This is a genomic window from Rathayibacter sp. AY1C1 (assembly GCF_002932105.1).
In the GTDB taxonomy this organism is placed as follows: Bacteria; Actinomycetota; Actinomycetes; order Actinomycetales; family Microbacteriaceae; genus Rathayibacter.
In genome coordinates, this window is the sequence record NZ_PSWH01000023.1 from 38899 (window position 1) to 55105 (window position 16207).

Below are 16207 nucleotides of genomic sequence, written 5' to 3' on the forward strand. Positions count from 1 at the left end.
GATGAGCGCCTACGTCTCCGTCCTCGACCTGTTCAGCGTGGGGATCGGCCCGTCCAGCTCGCACACCGTCGGACCGATGCGCGCCGCCCTCGCCCTCGCCGAGCGGATCCGCGACGCCGGGCTCCTCGGCCGCGTGAGCCGGGTGGGCTGCACCCTCTACGGCTCGCTCGGCTCCACCGGGATCGGCCACGGCACCCCCGACGCGGTGGTCGCCGGTCTCGCCGGCCTGGACCCCGAGACGTGCGACCCGGCGCTGGTGCGCGGGGCATGGGAGCGCCTCGACGCGGGGGGGACGATCCTCCTGGCCGGCGAGCAGCGCCTCGCGATGACGCGCGACGACGTCGTCTTCGAGCCGCGCACGAGGCTGCCGGAGCACCCGAACGCCCTCACCTTCAGCGTCTGGGTCGGAGACGACCCGCTGCCGGTGTGGGAGGAGACCTACTACTCGATCGGCGGCGGCTTCATCCGGCGCGCGGGCGAGCGTGCCGAGCTGGCTGCGCTGGCCCCGCACCCCTACCCCTTCGTCTCCGGGCTCGACCTGCTGGCGACCTGCGATCGGACCCGCTCCGGCATCGCCGAGATCGCCGCCGCGAACGAGCGCGCTCTGCACCCCGGGGTCGACATCGACGCCCGCCTCGACGCGATCTGGGACGCCATGGCCGCCTGCGTCGAGCACGGCCTGGCGACCGACGGCGTGCTGCCGGGCGGCCTGGGCGTCCGCCGCCGGGCCTCGGTGCTCCGCGAGCGGCTCGAGGCCTTCGAGGAGGATCCGCTCGACCGCGCCCGCGCGACCTCGGTGGAGTGGCTCCACGCCTTCGCCCTCGCGGTGAACGAGGAGAACGCCGCAGGCGGGCGCGTCGTGACGGCTCCGACGAACGGAGCGGCGGGCATCATCCCCGCCGTCGGGCACTACTACCTCCGCTTCGTCCCGGGCGCCGACCGCGCGGGGCTGCGCCGCTTCCTCCTCACCGCCACCGCGATCGGCTCGCTCTGCAAGACGAACGCCTCGATCTCCGGTGCGGAGGCGGGCTGCCAGGGCGAGGTCGGCTCGGCCTGCGCGATGGCCGCCGGAGCGCTCTGCGCGGTGCTCGGCGGCAGTCCGCGCCAGGTCGAGAACGCGGCCGAGATCGCGATGGAGCACCACCTCGGACTGACCTGCGACCCGGTCGGCGGGCTCGTGCAGATCCCCTGCATCGAGCGGAACGCGATCGCCTCCTCCACCGCGGTGAGCGCAGCCCGCCTCGCGCTGCACGGCGACGGCGACCACCGCGTCTCGCTCGACGCGGTCATCGAGACGATGCGCCAGACCGGCATCGATATGTCGTCGAAGTACAAGGAGACGAGCGAGGGCGGCCTCGCGGTCAACGTCATCGAGTGCTGAGCGCCCGGTGGCGTCCGTGACCGTGCGTGACGCACGGGGGCGCACATGTCGGCGGTCGCGCCTAGCGTGGGGCGGGTGAGCACCTCCTCCGTCCCGTACCTCGCCCGGCCGATCGTCTCGACCCAGTGGCTCGCCGACCAGCTAGGCCGCGAGCACCTCGTCGTCGTCGACGCCAGCGTGCTGCTCGTGCCCGGCTTCGACGGGCGGCCCGGCTACCTGAGCGGCGACGAGCAGTACCTCCTCGAGGGGCATGTCCCCGGCGCCGTGTTCGGCGACCTGCTCGAGCAGCTGTCCGATCCGGCGGCTCCCCTGCCCTTCACCCGGCTCGACCCGGAGCGCTTCGCCGCCGCGACGGCCGCGCTCGGCATCGACGACGACTCGGTGGTCGTCGTGTACGACTCCGCGGTCGGCCAGTGGGCCTCGCGCCTGTGGTGGCTGCTGCGCTCGGCCGGGCACGACGCCGTCGCGGTGCTCGACGGCGGGCTCCCGGCCTGGCGGCGGGAGGAGCGCCCGATCGAGACGGGGCACGTCGAGCCCGCCGTGGGCGGAGGGATCAGCGTGCGCGAGGAGCGGCCGCTCTGGATCGACAAGGCCGGCGTCGAGAGCGTCGTGCGCGGCGAGGCTCCCGGGGCGCTGGTCTGCGCGGTTCCGCCGAAGGAGTTCACCGGGGAGGAGGGGCGCCGACCCCGCCTCGGACACCTGCCGGGCTCGCGGAGCGTCCCCGCCGGGCGGCTCGTCGACCGGGCCGACAACACGCTCCTGCCGCCGGAGCGGCTGCGGTCGCTGTTCGGAGACGCTCTCCAGGCCGAGCGGATCGTCCTCTACTGCGGCGGCGGGATCGCCGCGACGGCCGATGCGCTCGCACTGGCGGTGCTCGGAGTCCACACGGCGGTCGTCTACGACGGCTCGCTCAACGAGTGGGCCGCCGACCCCGAGGCGCCGCTGGTGGTCACGGCCGCGTGAGCAGCTCCTCCGGGAGGCGGGTCGTCGGCAGGGCGCAGACGAAGGCCTCGCAGGAGTAGGCGGTCGGCAGCCCCTCCCGCGAGATCCGCCCCTCGAACAGCTCGAAGCCCGCGTCCGCCCAGTCCCGGGCGCCCTCGTCGGACACGCCGACCAGCACGCCGATCCCGGCGGACCGTGCGCCCTGCACCGCCTCCGCCGCTCCGGCGCCCACGACGACCAGCTGCCGCACCGGGCGAGCCAGCCGCGAAGCGAGCCCGAGCACGGCGCCGAAGCCCATCGGCCGGCGGACCGCGCCCGGAGCGATCGAGGCGACGACCGCCTCGGCCGCCTCCCGGTAGCGCTGCGATCCGGTGAGCAGGTACAGCTCGTGCGCCGCGTCCGCCGTCGCCGACAGGCCGGAGGGGTAGGCGCCCTCGGAGGGATCGGCCGCGAGCAGGAGTCCCCGCGCGGTCAGCGCCGGGTCTCCTCCCCCGGGCAGCGCGAACGGCAGCGGGCCGTCGGCCGCGTCGAGCGCGCCGTCGATCAGGGTGCGCGCCGCGACCGCGTAGCGCGGACGGCCCTCCGCCACGGCGAGCTCGAGGAGCCCGCCGGCCAGCATCCCGAGGTCCTCCAGCGCCGGGCGGGCCGCGGAGACGGCACCGTCGAGGGAGGCGCGCACCGCGACGCGGCCGTCGACGAGGTGCCGCTGCAGCACCGCGTCCGCCGCGCGCCGGGCGGCGTCGAGCCACTCCTCCCGTCCGAGCACGCGTCCGGCGCGGGCGAGCGCGCGGATCGCCAGGCCGTTCCAGCCGGTGACGACCTTCTCGTCGAGAGCGGGAGGCGCGAGGCGGGACCGGTCCTCGGCGAGGTAGTAGCCGCCCTCCGAGCGCTGACCGTCGACGATGCTCTCCGAGTCCTGCGCCGACGCGAAGCCGCCGCCCGGCCGCTCGAGAGTGGTCAGGAGGAACGCGGCGACCCCCTCCGCGATTCCGGTCAGCTCCTCCACCCGGGCGCCGTCGTGCCCGAGCAGGACGGCCGCGACGTCCAGCAGCTGCGCGTTGTCGTACAGCATCCGCTCGTAGTGCGGATCGCTCCAGTCGGCCTGCGTCGCGTAGCGGAAGAAGCCCCCGTCGCGGTCGCGGAGCGGGGACGCGGCCAGCGCGAGCAGCGTGCGCTCGGCGAGCGCCGCTCCCGAGGGCCGCGAGGCCAGGAACCCGAGCACGGGGGCCACCGGGAACTTCGGGGCGCCGCCGAAGCCGCCGTGCACCCGGTCCTCCTCGTCCGCGAGTGCGCGGACGGCGCCGTCGAGCTCGGCGTCGCCGGGCAGCGCGGAATCGGCGGGCAGCGCCGCGGTCGCCTCGCGCAGAGCCGCGGCCAGGCCGCCCGCCGTCGCCTGCACCTCGTCGCGCCGCAGCCGCCACGCCTCCGAGACCGCGTCGAGGACGTCGGAGAAGGCGGGCACGCCGCCGACGGCGCGCGGCGGGAAGTAGGTGCCGGCGAAGAAGGTCTCGCCGGCGGGGGTGGCGAAGGCCGTCAGCGGCCAGCCGAGCTGCCGGGTGAACGCGCTCGCGGCCGTCAGGTAGGCCGTGTCGACGTCCGGATGCTCCTCGCGGTCGACCTTCACCGCGACGAAGTCCGCGTTCAGCCGAGCGGCGAGCACCGGATCCGAGAACGACTCCCGCGCCATCACGTGGCACCAGTGGCAGGTGGAGTAGCCGATCGACACCATCACCGGGACGTCGCGGCGCACCGCCTCGGCGAACGCCTCCTCGCCCCAGGGGAACCAGTCGACCGGATTGTCCGCGTGCGAGCGGAGGTAGGGGCTGACACTGGAGCGCAGACGATCGGCCATGCGCTCCACGCTAGACGCGGGCGGAGCCTGCGGTCAGGGGGTTGCCGCGGGACGGAGGGTCAGGAGGTCCGCGGGGCGCCGACGTCCGCGGATCTCCCCCGCCGCCCGGCCGCCCGGCCGCTCAGCGCTCGAAGAACCAGCCCGACGGCCGCTCCGTGCCGCGCACGACCGTGCCGCTTCCGCCGCTCCCGCCGCGACGGCCCACCGCCAGGTAGGCGAGGCTGCCGATGAACGGCGCGATCACGATGAACGCCACCCAGGAGACCTTCGCGACCTTCGAGAGCCTCGGGTTCGACAGCACGCCCCGGATCGCGAAGAGCAGCAGCACGATGTTCAGCACGACCAGCAGGGACTGCGGATTCATCGGGGTGCTCCACGGGATCGTGCGCCGCGGTCGACCGGCGCCGGAGCGCCCGACCGGGCAGGGTGGCCCGCGATGTTTCACGAGACAGGGCATTGTCGCACGCGGCGTAGGATGGAGGGCTCATGTCAGACGTGCTCAGCATCCGCTACCCGCCCGAACTCCCCGTGTCGGCGCGGCGCGACGACATCGCCGCCGCGATCCGCGACCACCAGGTGGTCATCGTCGCCGGCGCGACCGGATCGGGCAAGACGACCCAGCTGCCGAAGATCTGCCTGGAGCTCGGCCGCGAGAGCATCGCGCACACGCAGCCCCGACGCATCGCCGCGCGCACCATCGCCGAGCGCATCGCGGAGGAGCTCGACGACGAGGTCGGCGGGCTGGTCGGCTACCAGGTCCGGTTCACCGACAAGGCGTCCGCCTCGACGCGGATCAAGCTGATGACCGACGGCATCCTGCTCAACGAGATGAACCACGACCGGATGCTCAGCCGGTACGACACGATCATCATCGACGAGGCGCACGAGCGCAGCCTCAACATCGACTTCCTCCTGGGCTACCTGCACCGCCTGCTGCCGCAGCGCCCCGACCTGAAGGTGATCATCACCTCGGCGACGATCGACCCGCAGAGCTTCGCGGCCCACTTCGCCGACGCCGCCGGCGAGCCCGCGCCGATCATCGAGGTCTCCGGCCGCACCTACCCGGTCGAGATCCGCTACCGCCCGCTGGTCGCCGAGGAGCCGGAGGAGGACGACGACACCGACGTCCCCGACGCGACGAGCGGCAGCCGCGACCTGATGACCGGCATCGCCGACGCCCTGGCCGAGCTGGCGCGCGAGGATCCGGGCGACGTCCTGGTGTTCCTCTCGGGCGAGAACGAGATCCGCGACGCCGAGGACGCCATCCGGGGCCGGAATCTGCCGGGCACCGAGGTGCTCCCCCTCTACGGGCGCCTGTCGGCGGCCGATCAGCACCGCGTCTTCGAGAAGGGGCGCACCCCCGGCGTCCGCCGCCGCGTCGTGCTCGCGACCAACGTGGCGGAGACGAGCCTCACCGTCCCCGGGATCCGCTACGTGATCGACGGCGGCACGGCCCGCATCTCGCGCTACAGCGCGCGCTCGAAGGTGCAGCGGCTGCCGATCGAGGCGGTGTCGCAGGCCTCCGCGAACCAGCGCTCCGGCCGCTCGGGCCGCACCAGCGCGGGCATCGCGATCCGCCTCTACTCCGAGGAGGACTACCTCCGCCGCCCCGAGTACACCGATCCCGAGATCCTGCGCACGGGCCTGGCCGCGGTCATCCTGCAGATGATCTCGCTCGGACTGGGCGACATCGCCTCGTTCCCGTTCCTCACTCCGCCCGACTCCCGCGGCATCAAGGACGGCCTCGACCTGCTCACGGAGCTCGGCGCCCTCCGCGTCCCCGGCTCACCCTCCGCCGCCTCCGCCGCGCCGCGAGACGCCGCACCGGTGCGCGGCACGCCGCCGAGCGCGCACTCGAGCGGCGTCCCGCGCAAGGGGGCGGAGGCCGCGCCGCAGCTCACGCGCATCGGGCGCGACCTCGCGCGGCTCCCCATCGATCCGCGCTTCGGCCGGATGGTGATCGAGTCGCGCCGCCACGGCGTCAGCCGCGAGGTGATGGCGATCGTCGCGGGCCTCACGATCCAGGACGTCCGCGAGCGCCCTCTCGAGCGCCGCGCGCAGGCCGACCAGCAGCACGCGCGCTTCGTCGATCCCACCAGCGACTTCCTCACCCTGCTGAACCTCTGGAACTACGTGGAGGAGAAGCAGGAGGAGCTCTCCTCGAGCGCCTTCCGGCGCCTGTGCAAGGCCGAGTACCTCAACTACCTGCGCGTGCGCGAGTGGCAGGACGTGTTCCGCCAGCTGCGCCAGCTCGCGCGCCCCCTCAAGCTCGAGCTGGGCGAGCCGAAGGTCGACCCCGACGGGATCCACCGGAGCCTCCTGGCCGGCCTGCTCTCGCACCTGGGCATCAAGGACACCACCTCGCAGCAGGCGCAGCGCGCGGCGAAGAGCCGCGAGCGCCAGAACGTGCAGTACATCGGCGCCCGCAACGCGAAGTTCTCGATCTTCCCCGGCAGCGCCCTGGCCAAGAAGCTCCCCGACGCGGTGATGAGCGCCGAGCTGGTCGAGACCAGCCGCCTCTTCGCCCGCTCGAACGCCGCGATCGATCCGGCCTGGGCCGAGGCGATCGCGGGCGACCTCGTCAAGCGGCAGTTCAGCGAGCCGCACTGGGAGAAGGCGCAGGGCGCGGCCGTCGCCTACGAGAAGGTCACGCTCTACGGCGTGCCGATCATCGCCCGCCGCCGCGTCCAGTTCTCGCGGATCGACGCCTCGTACGCCCGCGAGCTGTTCATCCGGCACGCCCTCGTCGAGGGCGAGTGGGAGTCGCGCCACGCCTTCGACCGCAAGAACCGCGCCCTGCGGGCCGAGCTCGAGCGGCTGGAGGAGCGCACGCGCCGCCGCGACCTGCTCGTCGACGACGAGGCCGTGTTCGACTTCTACGACCGCCGACTCCCCCGCGACATCACCTCGGTGCGCTCGTTCGACTCCTGGTGGCGGACGACCCAGCACGACGAGCCCGACCTGCTGACGATGACGCAGGAGACGCTCCTCCCCGAGGACGCGGAGCAGATCGACGAGACCGCGTTCCCCACGCAGTGGCGCCAGGCCGACCAGCGCTTCCGCCTCTCGTACCGGTTCGAGCCGGGGACGGAGGAGGACGGAGTGACGGTGCACGTGCCGCTCGCCCTCCTGCCCCGCGTGACGCCCCTCGGCTTCGACTGGCTGGTGCCGGGGCTCCGGGCCGAGCTGGTCACCGCGATGATCAAGGCGCTGCCCAAGCACCTGCGCCGGAACGTGGTGCCCGCGAACGACTGGGCGCGCAAGCTCACCGCGTCCCTGCCGCACGACGTGCCGAACCCGCCGACGGAGTCGTTCGCGGCGACCCTGGCCGGAGCGATCCGCCGCGAGGCCGGCGTGGTGGTGCAGCCCGAGGACTTCGACCTCGAGCGCATCCCCTCGCACCTGCGGGTCACCTTCGCCGTCGCCGACGAGCGGGGGCGCACGGTCGCCGCAGGCAAGGAGTTCGCCCCGCTGGCCGAGCGCCTGCGCGGTCGGGTCCGCGACGAGGTCGCCCGCGTGGTCGAGGCCCGGGTCCCCGACGCGCTCGAGCGCCGAGGCCTGAGGACCTGGGACATGCCGGAGCTGCCCCGCGTCACCGACACCCGGCAGGGCGGGAACACCATCCGCGCCTACCCCGCCCTGATCGACGACGGCGACTCGGTCTCGATCCGCCTGCTCGCCACGGCCGAGGACCAGGCGCGCGAGCACCCGCGAGGCGTCCGCCGCCTCCTCCTGCTCGCGACGCCGAGCCCCGTCGCCTACGTGCAGCAGCACCTCACCTCGAACGAGAAGCTCGTGCTCGCGCAGAGCCCGTACCAGAACACGACCGCGCTCTTCACCGACTGCCTGCTCGCCTGCGTCGACGCGGTCCTCTGGCGGATGAAGCCCGACGGGATGCTCTTCCTCCGCGCCGAGTTCGACGCCGTGCGCGACCGGGTCTCGGCGAGCGTCATGGACGCGATGTTCGAGACCGTGAAGACGGTCACGACGATCCTCACCACCGCCCGGGGCGTCGAGAAGGCGCTCAAGGCCTCGACGAGCATGGCGCTCCTGCCCGCCCTCACGGATGCGCGGGAGCAGCTCTCCGGCCTGGTCTACCCGGGCTTCGTCTCGGCGACCGGAGTGGAGCGGCTGCGGCACCTCCCGCGCTACCTCGGCGGGATCACCGAGCGCTTCGGAAAGATCGCCGAGAACGTCGGGCGCGACCGCGTCTGGCTGAACGAGGTGCAGGCGGCCCAGGAGCTCTACCGCTCGGCAGGCGGCGTCGTGCCGCTGCCCGCGCACGCCCCGGAGCGGATCGCGCGCGCCCGCTGGATGATCGAGGAGCTGCGGGTGAGCTTCTTCGCGCAGTCGCTCGGCACCGCCGAGAGCGTGTCGCTGCAGCGGATCCGCAAGGTGCTGGCCGGCTGACGCGCCCCTCCGCCGAGGGAACCGCGACCCGTCGAGGGACCCTCGGGCAGCGGTCTCCCTCGACGAACCGCAGTCCCCTCCGGAGCGCTAGTGTCGTCCGGTGGGCAGCTACACCGATCTCCTGAAGACCCCCGGGGTGGGGCGCATCATCCTCGCGCAGCTGACCGCGCGCTTCCCGTTCGGGATGCTCTCGCTGGCGTTCCTCCTGCACGTGGAGCGGGTGCACCACTCCTACGCCGCCGCCGGCCTGGTGCTCGGCTCGATGTCGATCGGGCAGGCCATCGCCGGGCCGCTGACCAGCCGCCTGATGGGGCGGCTCGGGATGCGCCGCGTGCTGACGATCACCCTCGTGGTCTGCGCGGGCGCGATCATCGCGATGGCCGTGCTCCCGCTCGAGGTGTGGCAGTTCGTCGTGATCGGGTTCGTCGCCGGCCTGAGCATGCCGCCGGTGCAGCCGGCCGTGCGGACCATCTACCCCAAGATGGTCACCAGCTCGCAGCTGACCCCGCTCTTCTCGCTCGACGCCTCCGCGCAGGAGATCATCTGGGTGCTCGGCCCGGTGCTGGCGACGCTCGTGTCGATCCAGGTGTCGACGGTCGCGGGCATCCTGACCGCCGCCGCGTTCCTGATCGGCGGCGGGATCTGGTTCATCGCCTCGCCCGAGGTGGGCCGCGTCCGCATCCCGCGCTCGAAGCGCCGCCTCGGCGTGGTGCTCACGAAGCCCCCGGTGCTGCTGGCCACGGTCGTCGGCTTCCTCCTGATCGGCGCCTGCTCGGCGGTCGAGGCGGGCGTCGTCGCGGTGTTCGGCGAGGGCGGAGTCGAGTCGGGCGTCGTGCTCGCCGTGTTCGCGGCGGGCTCCCTGGTCGGCGGCCTCGCCCTCGGCCACATCCCGATCAGCCGGTGGGCGACCGCGCGGCGGATGCTGATCGTCACGGTCGGCATGGGTCTGGCGGCGGTCTCGACAGACTTCTGGTGGCTGTGCGTCACGCTGTTCCTCGCCGGCATCGGCATCGCCCCCGCTCTCGCGGCTCTGTTCGCAATCACCGCCTCGAGCGTGCGCTTCTCGGACACGGCGGAGGCCTACGGCTGGGTCGGCACCGGTCAGCTGATCGGCGCAGCGCTGGGCTCCGCGATCGCCGGCGTGCAGATCGACCAGGCCGGGCCGACCGCCGCCATCGTCGTCGCCGCCGCCTTCGCCCTGGTCGGCTTCCTGGTGCCCCTGCTCGGCCGCCGGTACCACCCGGATCTCCGCGGGCGCGACGCCAGCCCGCTCCCCGACACCGAGCCGGTCACCCTGCCCTCCTAGGCCGCCACCCCGGTTGTCCGGCGCCTGTCGGGCACCCTAGGGTGAAGGCCTACGACGGCGAGGGGGCGGCATGGGACTGCGGGAGGACGCGGAGGAGCTGGTGCGCGAGCACCGGCGCGCCGCCGCCCGGACCGACCTCCTCGACCCCTGGTCCGATCCGGAGACCCCGGAGTGGTGCACCGAGCTCGCCGCCGCGCTCTGGCAGGGGTCCTTCCGCCCGAGTCCCGTCTACTTCCGCCGCGAGGAGTCCTCGCACGCCTGGCGCGGCCCGCACTCGACCCGCCTGCACCACCTCGGCTACGGGTGGCAGCTCACCGCGCACCGCGAGCAGCACGGGGTCGTCGCCTCCGAGACGGCGGTGGTCCTCGAGACGGGCTCCCTCTGGCGCGGACTCGGCATCGGCCGGCGCCCCGTGCGCGCGCTCCGAGGCCGGCTCGGCGTCGAGGGCCTGCAGGCGGGCCACGACGTGCACTTCGCCGTGCGCGGCATCGACGAGCGCAGCGACGCGGAGCGCGCCGAGCGGCGCCTTCTCTTCGGGGTGGCCGGTCTCGCGGCGCTGATCGAGGACGACGTGCACGTGGGACCGCACGGCGAGCTCGACTGGAGCGTCTGAGGCGCATGCCAGCATGGGAGGCATGAGCGTCCCCCTGATCCCCCTCAACGACGGCCGCGCGATCCCCCAGCTCGGGCTCGGCGTCTACAAGATCGGCGACGAGGAGGCGGCCCGCACGGTCGCCGTCGCCCTGGAGGCCGGCTACCGGCACGTCGACACCGCCACCCTCTACGGCAACGAGCGCGGAGTCGGCGAGGGGATCCGCGCGAGCGGCCTCCCCCGCGAGCAGGTCTTCGTGACGACCAAGGTGTGGAACGACGACCACGGCTTCGACGAGACGCTCGCCGCCTTCGACCGGAGCCTCGAGCTGCTCGGCACCGACTACGTCGACCTCTACCTCGTGCACTGGCCGATTCCCTCGCGCGACCGCTACGTCGACACCTACCGTGCCCTCGAGCGCCTGCAGAGCGAGGGGCGGGCCCGCTCGATCGGCGTCTCGAACTTCGCCGAGGAGCACGTGCAGCGCCTGCTCGACGAGACGGGAGTGGTGCCGGCGATCAACCAGGTCGAGCTGCACCCGCGGCTGCCCCAGGAGGAGCTGCGCGCCTTCGACGCCGCCCACGGGATCGTCACCGAGGCGTGGTCGCCGCTGGCCCGCGGGCGCCTCCTCGACGAGCCGGCCCTGGCCCGCGTCGCCGCGAAGCACGGCGTCTCGCCGGCGCAGGCGGTGCTGCGCTGGCATGTGCAGCTCGGCGTCGTCGTGATCCCGAAGTCGGTGACGCCGGAGCGGATCCGCGAGAACCTGGACGTCTTCGGCTTCGCCCTGGACGACGAGGACCTCGCCGCGATCGCCGGGCTCGCGACAGGTGAGCGCACCGGCCGCGACCCGCGCTTCGACTGAGGCTCCGGCGATGACGGCGGGCAGGGTCCTGCTCCTGCACGGCCTGGGCGGCTCGGGCCGCACCTGGTGGCGGCTGAGCCGCGAGCTGACCGCGGCGGGCTGGAGCGTCTCCGCTCCCGACCTGCGCGGACACGGCGACGGGCCGCGCGGCGGCTCCGCCCGCCACGACGCCTACGCCGACGACGCCCTCGCGCGGGGACGGTTCGACCTCGTCGTCGGGCACTCGCTCGGCGGAGTGGTCGCGGTGCGCGCCGCCGCCCGCGAGTCCGGCTGGGCGGGGCGCCTGGCGCTGCTGGACCCGGTGCTCCGGCTCGCCCCGGAGCAGCGGGCCGCCGTCCGCGCGGGCGAGCTCGCCGGTCTCGCGGTCTCGGCCGAGGAGCTCGCTGTCGCGCAGCCGCTCTGGGACGAGCGGGACCGGGCCGAGAAGCTCGCCGCGGTGCGGGCCGCCGATCCGGCCGCGGTCGCCGCGACGATCGACGACAACGACCCGTGGGACCTGCTGGCGGACCTGCCGGGCCTCCGCCCGCCGGTCCTCGTGCTGGCCGGCGACCCGCAGGTCGAGACGCTGCTCCCTCCCTCCCTCGCCGCCCTGGTGCTGCGCGCGAATCCGCGCATCCGGTACGCGGTCGTGGCGGGCGCAGGTCACAGCCCCCACCGCGACCGTCCGGAGGAGACGCTCGCGATGCTCCGCGAGTGGGCCGAGAGCCCGGCGACGGCCTGACCGACCCGCCGGCCCGGTCCGTGTTTCGTCCGGATGAAATCTGGCAGGGGGGACTGGGCCGCACCGTTTCCTGTGAATACCCTCGCAGAGGACGCGATCCCCTCCCAGTCTTCGGGAGGTGCGCGTCGGGGCCGCCGACGCGGCGGCCCGTTCTCGAGGAGAGGGAGCCCCAGTGGCGCGAACCACCACGAACACCCCGAGCGGCCGCCGACGCCGCTCGCTGATCGGCTCGAGCACGATGATCGGAGCGGGCGCCCTCGTCGCCGGCTTCGCCTTCGCGCCGACGGCGAGCGCCGTCGAGCCGGTCGACTTCGCCGACACCGTCACGGTCGACGGCATCATGACCCACCTGGAGGCGCTCCAGGCGATCGCGGACGCCAACGGCGGCACCCGCGCGATCGGCACTCCGGGCTACGAGCTGAGCGGCGCGTACGTCGAGGAGGTCCTCGCGGACGCCGGCTACACGACGCAGCGCCAGGACTTCACCACCGCGACGCAGACGATCGACGCGTTCACGCTGACCACCGGGACCGGCGCCGTCGGCACCCCGATGGAGTTCACTCCGTCGACGCCCGAGGGCGGCGTGACAGGCGAGCTCATCGCCCCCGTCGATCCGCTCGGCTGCACCACGGACGCCTGGACCGGCCGCGACGCCACCGGGAAGGTCGCGCTCGTCAGCCGCGGCTCCTGCAGCTTCCTCGAGAAGTCGGTCGCCGCCGGTGCCGCCGGCGCCGCCGCGATCATCATCTACGACAACGCGCCGAGCGACGCCCTCAACGGGACGTTCGGCGGACAGGACGAGGCCGCCGTCCCCGGCGTCGGCGTCACGCAGGCCGAGGGTCAGGCGCTGCTGGCGTCGCTCCCCGCGAGCGTCTCGGTCCTCATCGACCAGACGACGACCGAGGTGGAGACCTTCAACATCGTCACGGAGACCCCGGGCGGCGACCACGACAACGTGGTCATGCTCGGCGCGCACCTCGACAGCGTGCCCGCCGGCCCCGGCATCAACGACAACGGCTCCGGATCCGCGACGCTGCTCGAGACGGCCGTGCAGCTGGCCGCCGCGGGCGACACGACCAACGCGGTCCGCTTCGCCTGGTGGGGCGCCGAGGAGGTGGGCCTGGTCGGCTCCTACACCTACGTCGACTCCCTGACGGAGGAGGACGCCTCGAAGATCGCGACCTACATGAACTTCGACATGGTCGCCTCGCCGAACTACGTGATCTCCGTCTACGACGCGGACCAGTCCACCTACGAGGCCCCCGTGGACGTGCCCGCCGGCTCGATCGCGACCGAGAAGGCGTTCACCGACTACTTCGACTCGATCGACCAGCCCTGGATCGACACCGCGTTCGACGGACGCAGCGACTACGACGGCTTCATCTCGGTCGGCATCCCGTCCTCGGGCGTCTTCACCGGCGCCGACGACGTCAAGACGGAGGAGGAGGTCGCGCTGTTCGGCGGCACCGCCGGCATCACGCACGACCCGAACTACCACTCCGCCGCCGATGACATCGACAACATCAACCAGGAGGCGCTCGGCATCACGTCGAAGGCCATCGCCTTCGTGACCGCTTCGTTCGCCGCGGACACCTCCGCGATCGACGCCGAGAAGGACCCGACCACGCCGACCCCGACGCCGGAGCCCACCGTGGCCCCGACCGCCGAGCCGACCGTCGCTCCGACCGCGCAGCCGACCGTCGCCCCGACGACCGCGCCCACCACCGCGCCGACGGCCGCTCCCACCCCGAGCAGCACGCCGACCGCCGTGGCGCCGCACCCCGGCGGCCGCCCGCCCCTGGCCTCGACGGGAGCCGACGTCGGCCTGCCGCTGGGCCTCGGCGGACTGCTGATCGCCGGCGGCGTCGGCGGGCTCCTGCTCGCCGCGCTGCGCCGCCGGAGCGCCGAGCGCGGCTAGCCGCCACCGCCTCGGAGCCGTCCGGCCGTCGCTCCGCGACGACCGGGCGGCTCCGTCGTTCCGCCCTGAGGGGACCCCGGACCGTCGAGCTGCGGCGGGTCCCTTCGACGGTCGGGGGCTCCCTCACGTCCGACAGGGCTTCCGGCGGCCGGGGGACACGGTGTTCACTGGGCGCATGCGAGCCATCTGGAAGGGCGCGATCACCTTCGGCCTGGTCAACGTGCCGGTGAAGATCTACAGCGCGACCGAGGACCACGACATCCCGCTGCACCAGGTCCACGACAAGGACGGCGGACGGATCCGGTATCAGCGCAAGTGCGAGATCTGCGGCGAGGTCGTCACCTTCGACCACATCGACAAGGCCTACGACGACGGCGAGCGCACCGTGATCCTGTCCAAGGACGAGCTCAAGGCGCTGCCGGAGGAGCGCGACCGCGAGATCGACGTCGTGCAGTTCGTGCCCAGCGAGCAGGTCGACCCGATCATGTTCGACCGCGCCTACATCCTGGAGCCCGACTCCTCCTCCCCCAAGGCCTACGTCCTGCTGCGCCGCACCCTCGAGGAGACCGACCGCACCGCCATCGTCGAGTTCGCGCTCCGGCAGAAGACCCGGCTCGCGGCGCTGCGGGTGCGCGGCAAGCTGCTGATGCTGCAGACCCTGCTCTGGGCGGACGAGGTACGGGAGGTCGAGTTCCCGTCGCTGGAGGGCAGCACCCGGATCGCGGCGCGCGAGCTCGAGATGTCGGCGCACCTGGTCGACTCCTACTCCGAGGACTTCGACGCCGCGAAGTTCCACGACGCGTACCAGGAGGAGCTGCGCACGCTGATCGACGCCAAGATCGAGCAGGGCGACGCCCTCGACACCGCCGCGACCTTCGGCGAGGCGCCGGAGGAGGAGGGCGGCGGCGAGGTGCTCGACCTGATGGAGGCGCTCAAGCGCTCGGTCGAGCGCAGCCGCGGGGCGAAAGGTGCGCCGGCGGAGGAGGCTCCCGCCGAGAAGAAGGCGGCGACGACGCCTGCCCCGAAGAAGGCGGCGAAGGCTCCGGCGACGACCGCCGCGAAGAAGAAGCCCGCGGCGAAGAGAGCCGACCCGGAGAAGGGCGCCGACGCGCCTGCGAAGAAGCGGACCCCGAAGAAGACCGCGGCGGCGGAGAAGGCGGCGTCCTAGCCCCGCCGGATGCGGAGGGTCGGGGTCGGACGGAGCCTCAGGCCCGCTCGGCCGCCCGGTCGGGCTCGTCGGCCGCGTCCAGCTCGTCCACGTCGTCGAGGTCGACCGCGACCGAGCTGACCAGCGCGAGCAGCGCCTCCGCGTAGGCGTTCTCGGCCGCCGCGTCCTCGAAGGTCCGCGCCCGGCCGCCGAGCTCGACCTCGACGGCGAACCGCGTCTCCGGCTCGGCGAGGCGACGAAGGGAGCGGAAGGTCCCGCGGAGGAGCTCGCGCAGCTGGTCCTCCCGCGGCAGCCAGAGCGAGTCCTCCAGGGAGACGGAGTCGAGCGCCCATTCCGTGGTGCCGTTGAAGCCGAGGACGGTCCCGCTCGGGTACTCGTGCGCCTCGATGGTCATGTCGCTGACGGTGAAGACGTCGCCGTCGAAGCCCTCCCGCTCGATGCGGAAGCGGTCACCGGTGCGGGGCGTCCAGCGCACGCCCGCCGTGCGCAGGGCACGGGCCAGCTCGAAGGAGATCATCCGACGAGTGTGGCCCGCGAAGCCGCGAACGCGCCGCGAGCGGCACCCGCGCGCCCCGATGTCGGTGGATGAGTTTACGTTCATGAAACGTCCGGTTCACAGGCCGGGCACCCGCACTGCATAGCGTGACCATGCGTGCCCCTTCCGGGGGTGCGCCGGCCGCGCCGCGCGGCGACGACGCTGCGACCGCTCTTCCGAGCGGCGATCGAGAGGACCACCATGCCCGACTCTCCCACCCCGCCCGACCGCCGCCGGAGGCGCGGGCTCGGCCTGGCGGCCCTGACCGGACTGGCCCTGGCGGCCGCTCCGCTGGTCGCGACCTCCGCCGCGGCCGCGCCCTCGGGCGACGAGCTCGTCATCAGCGAGGTCTTCGCCCGCGGAGGCTCCGCCGGCGCCGCGTTCAGCAACCGCTACGTGGAGCTCTACAACCCCACCGCCGCCGAGATCGCCCTCGGCGGCCTCTCGATCCAGTACCGCTCGGCGACCGGCACCGCGAACCCCACCACGACCGTGCCGCTCACCGGCTCGGTGCCCGCGG

The 16207-nt window shown here is 73.6% G+C and carries 12 protein-coding genes and 1 pseudogene; 10 read left to right on the forward strand and 3 right to left on the reverse strand.

Annotated features, from left to right (window positions below):
- Position 1 precedes the first annotated feature (1 nt).
- Together C5C71_RS11740 and C5C71_RS11745 are read left to right on the forward strand one after the other, a co-directional pair.
- Complete coding sequence (locus C5C71_RS11740; RefSeq protein WP_104337736.1) at positions 2–1381, forward strand: L-serine ammonia-lyase; 1380 nt, start codon at positions 2–4, stop codon at positions 1379–1381.
- A 75-nt stretch (positions 1382–1456) separates the two neighbouring features.
- Complete coding sequence (locus C5C71_RS11745) at positions 1457–2344, forward strand: sulfurtransferase (RefSeq protein ID WP_146080923.1); 888 nt, start codon at positions 1457–1459, stop codon at positions 2342–2344.
- Here the strand turns inward: C5C71_RS11745 and C5C71_RS11750 are convergent.
- Positions 2331–4175: a thioredoxin domain-containing protein gene (locus tag C5C71_RS11750; protein WP_104337738.1), complete on the reverse strand. Its 1845-nt coding sequence runs from the start codon at positions 4173–4175 to the stop codon at positions 2331–2333. The genes C5C71_RS11745 and C5C71_RS11750 overlap by 14 nt on opposite strands.
- Positions 4176–4296: 121 nt before the next feature.
- Positions 4297–4539, reverse strand: a complete 243-nt coding sequence (locus C5C71_RS11755; protein ID WP_159939582.1) for a PLDc N-terminal domain-containing protein — start codon at positions 4537–4539, stop codon at positions 4297–4299.
- 122 nt (positions 4540–4661) lie between these two features.
- Here C5C71_RS11755 and hrpA point away from each other — a divergent pair, with 122 nt between their 5' ends.
- From hrpA to C5C71_RS11790, 7 genes are all read left to right on the forward strand, one after another.
- On the forward strand, positions 4662–8585 hold the full coding sequence (gene hrpA, locus C5C71_RS11760) for an ATP-dependent RNA helicase HrpA (protein WP_104337739.1): 3924 nt from the start codon (positions 4662–4664) through the stop codon (positions 8583–8585).
- 100 nt (positions 8586–8685) lie between these two features.
- The gene (locus tag C5C71_RS11765) at positions 8686–9891 is read left to right on the forward strand and encodes an MFS transporter (protein WP_104222308.1); all 1206 of its coding nucleotides are present in this window, start codon (positions 8686–8688) and stop codon (positions 9889–9891) included.
- Between the two features lie 70 nt (positions 9892–9961).
- Entirely contained in the window at positions 9962–10504 is a 543-nt protein-coding gene (locus C5C71_RS11770; protein WP_104226914.1) for a hypothetical protein, read from the forward strand.
- Between the two features lie 22 nt (positions 10505–10526).
- A complete protein-coding gene (locus tag C5C71_RS11775; RefSeq protein WP_104222368.1) occupies positions 10527–11345 on the forward strand; it encodes an aldo/keto reductase in 819 nt (272 codons plus the stop codon).
- Between the two features lie 10 nt (positions 11346–11355).
- Complete coding sequence (locus tag C5C71_RS11780) at positions 11356–12066, forward strand: alpha/beta fold hydrolase (RefSeq protein ID WP_146084460.1); 711 nt, start codon at positions 11356–11358, stop codon at positions 12064–12066.
- Positions 12067–12238: 172 nt separating this feature from the next.
- Positions 12239–13984, forward strand: coding sequence for a M28 family peptidase (locus C5C71_RS11785; protein WP_104337741.1), 1746 nt, complete (start codon positions 12239–12241; stop codon positions 13982–13984).
- Between the two features lie 175 nt (positions 13985–14159).
- Positions 14160–15152, forward strand: a complete 993-nt coding sequence (locus C5C71_RS11790; RefSeq protein ID WP_104337742.1) for a Ku protein — start codon at positions 14160–14162, stop codon at positions 15150–15152.
- A 37-nt stretch (positions 15153–15189) separates the two neighbouring features.
- On the opposite strand, the gene C5C71_RS11795 is transcribed toward C5C71_RS11790, so the two are convergent.
- Positions 15190–15669, reverse strand: a complete 480-nt coding sequence (locus C5C71_RS11795; protein WP_244229602.1) for a pilus assembly protein CpaE — start codon at positions 15667–15669, stop codon at positions 15190–15192.
- 219 nt (positions 15670–15888) lie between these two features.
- Here C5C71_RS11795 and C5C71_RS11800 point away from each other — a divergent pair.
- A pseudogene (locus C5C71_RS11800) lies at positions 15889–16207 on the forward strand (lamin tail domain-containing protein); the annotation flags it as partial.

What these genes read in the sequence shown, in the direction of transcription:
- C5C71_RS11755 (WP_159939582.1), bottom strand. Translation starts at nt 4,539, where the DNA reads ATGAATCCGCAGTCCCTGCTGGTCGTGCTGAACATCGTGCTGCTGCTC.
- C5C71_RS11770 (WP_104226914.1), top strand. Translation starts at nt 9,962, where the DNA reads ATGGGACTGCGGGAGGACGCGGAGGAGCTGGTGCGCGAGCACCGGCGC.
- C5C71_RS11795 (WP_244229602.1), bottom strand. Translation starts at nt 15,669, where the DNA reads ATGATCTCCTTCGAGCTGGCCCGTGCCCTGCGCACGGCGGGCGTGCGC.
- C5C71_RS11775 (WP_104222368.1), top strand. Translation starts at nt 10,527, where the DNA reads ATGAGCGTCCCCCTGATCCCCCTCAACGACGGCCGCGCGATCCCCCAG.
- hrpA (WP_104337739.1), top strand. Translation starts at nt 4,662, where the DNA reads ATGTCAGACGTGCTCAGCATCCGCTACCCGCCCGAACTCCCCGTGTCG.
- C5C71_RS11790 (WP_104337742.1), top strand. Translation starts at nt 14,160, where the DNA reads ATGCGAGCCATCTGGAAGGGCGCGATCACCTTCGGCCTGGTCAACGTG.
- C5C71_RS11740 (WP_104337736.1), top strand. Translation starts at nt 2, where the DNA reads ATGAGCGCCTACGTCTCCGTCCTCGACCTGTTCAGCGTGGGGATCGGC.
- C5C71_RS11750 (WP_104337738.1), bottom strand. Translation starts at nt 4,175, where the DNA reads ATGGCCGATCGTCTGCGCTCCAGTGTCAGCCCCTACCTCCGCTCGCAC.
- C5C71_RS11780 (WP_146084460.1), top strand. Translation starts at nt 11,356, where the DNA reads ATGACGGCGGGCAGGGTCCTGCTCCTGCACGGCCTGGGCGGCTCGGGC.